Below are 1541 nucleotides of genomic sequence, written 5' to 3'. Positions count from 1 at the left end.
ACGGGTAGGGGCGGCGGGGGCGAGGAAAACCCCTCGCTCAGGCGTCCCCGGGCTCCTCGAAGACCTTGATCGTCCGCAGCGCCTCCGCCACGTTCTCCTCCGCCAGATCCTTCCGTACCCCCAACCCGCTCAGCACCCCGTCCCCGTTCTCGAACTCCAGCAGCGCGAGCAGAATGTGCTCGGTGCCGACGTAGTTGTGCCCGAGGCGCAGCGCCTCGCGGAAGGTGAGTTCGAGGGCCTTCTTGGCCTCGGCGCCGTAGGGCACGAGCTCGGGCGCCGCCTCGACGGCCGGAGGCAGCGCGGCCACCGCGGCGGAGCGCACGGCGTCGAGGGCGACCCCCTGCGCGGTGATCGCCTTCGCCCCGAGGCCCTCGGGCTCGCTGAGGAGTCCGAGGACGAGATGCGCGGGAACACCCTCCGCGCTGCCCGCCGCCTTGGCCTCGCTGTGGGCGGCCATGACCACGGCGCGGGCGCGCTGCGTGTAGCGGCTGAAGCCCTGGCTGAGGTCGAGGTCCGCCTCGGCCTTCGGGACGAAGCGCTTCTGGGCCGCCTGCCGGGTGACCCCCATGCTCTTGCCGATCTCGGTCCACGACGCGCCCGAACGCCGGGCCTGGTCCACGAAGTGACCGATCAGGTGGTCGGCCACGTCACCGAGGTGGTCCGCGGCGATCACGGCGTCCTGGAGCTGGTCGAGCGGCTCCGGGTGAACCTTCTTGATGGCCTCGATGAGGTCGTCGAGACGCACGGATGCGGTGGGTGAAGGGTTCGTCGTCATTCGTCAACCTTAGGTTGACACCCTCTTCGCGTCAACCGCGAGTTGACATCGTCAGGGGGTGCTCGGCTGGGGGGCGGCGGCTACTTCGGCGACGTCACCGCCAACCGCACCGCCAACCCCGTGAACACCGTCCCGGTGAAGACGTTCAGCGCCCGCGCCACCCGCCGGCTCCGCCGCAGCACCAGCGAGAGCCGCCCGGAGAGCAGACCCACCGTGCCGTCCCACAGGAAGCCCATCACCACGATCGTGATCCCGAGCAGCAGGAACTGGCCGGGCACATGACCGAGGGACGGGTCCACGAACTGCGGCAGGAACGCCACGTTGAAGAGGATCACCTTGGGGTTCAGCAGATTGGTGACGGCGCCCTGCCAGAAAGCCCGCCGCATACCGGCGCCGGAGCGAACGCTCTCGTCACGGATCGCGGACCGGTCCCGGAAGGCCTTCACCGCCAGGTAGAGCAGGTAGGCGGCACCGAGCCACCGCAGGACGTGGTAGAGGACGGGCAGCGTCGTGAACAGCGCCGAGAGTCCGAGGGCCGCGGCGACCGTGTGCACGAGCATGGCACTCGCCACGCCGGCCGCGGCCATGACGCCCGCCGCCGGGCCCCCGCGCCCACCCACGGCCACGATGAACATCATGTCGGGGCCGGGGGTGACGCAGAGAGCGAAGGCGGCGACCAGGAAAGCGGCGTAGAGAGATGTGTCGACCATGCGCCTCATGCTCGGCACGGCGACGAGGACGCGTCGACCGAGTTTCGCGCTACGAG

2 protein-coding genes are annotated in these 1541 nt (G+C 70.3%); both read right to left on the bottom strand.

The genetic code is table 11. The features are described from left to right. Window positions 1-37 precede the first annotated feature (37 nt). Window positions 38-775: a Clp protease N-terminal domain-containing protein gene (locus FNH08_RS49960; protein WP_152778637.1), complete on the bottom strand. Its 738-nt coding sequence runs from the start codon at window positions 773-775 to the stop codon at window positions 38-40. An 80-nt stretch (window positions 776-855) separates the two neighbouring features. Continuing rightward, the gene (locus tag FNH08_RS49955) at window positions 856-1485 is read right to left on the bottom strand and encodes a LysE family translocator (RefSeq protein ID WP_152778636.1); all 630 of its coding nucleotides are present in this window, start codon (window positions 1483-1485) and stop codon (window positions 856-858) included. Between the last annotated feature and the right edge of the window lie 56 nt (window positions 1486-1541).

Source organism: Streptomyces spongiae, from assembly GCF_009377185.1.
Lineage (GTDB): Bacteria > Actinomycetota > Actinomycetes > Streptomycetales > Streptomycetaceae > Streptomyces > Streptomyces spongiae.
Note: the sequence above shows the minus strand (reverse complement) of the source record. Positions and strands in the feature narration are given on the sequence as shown.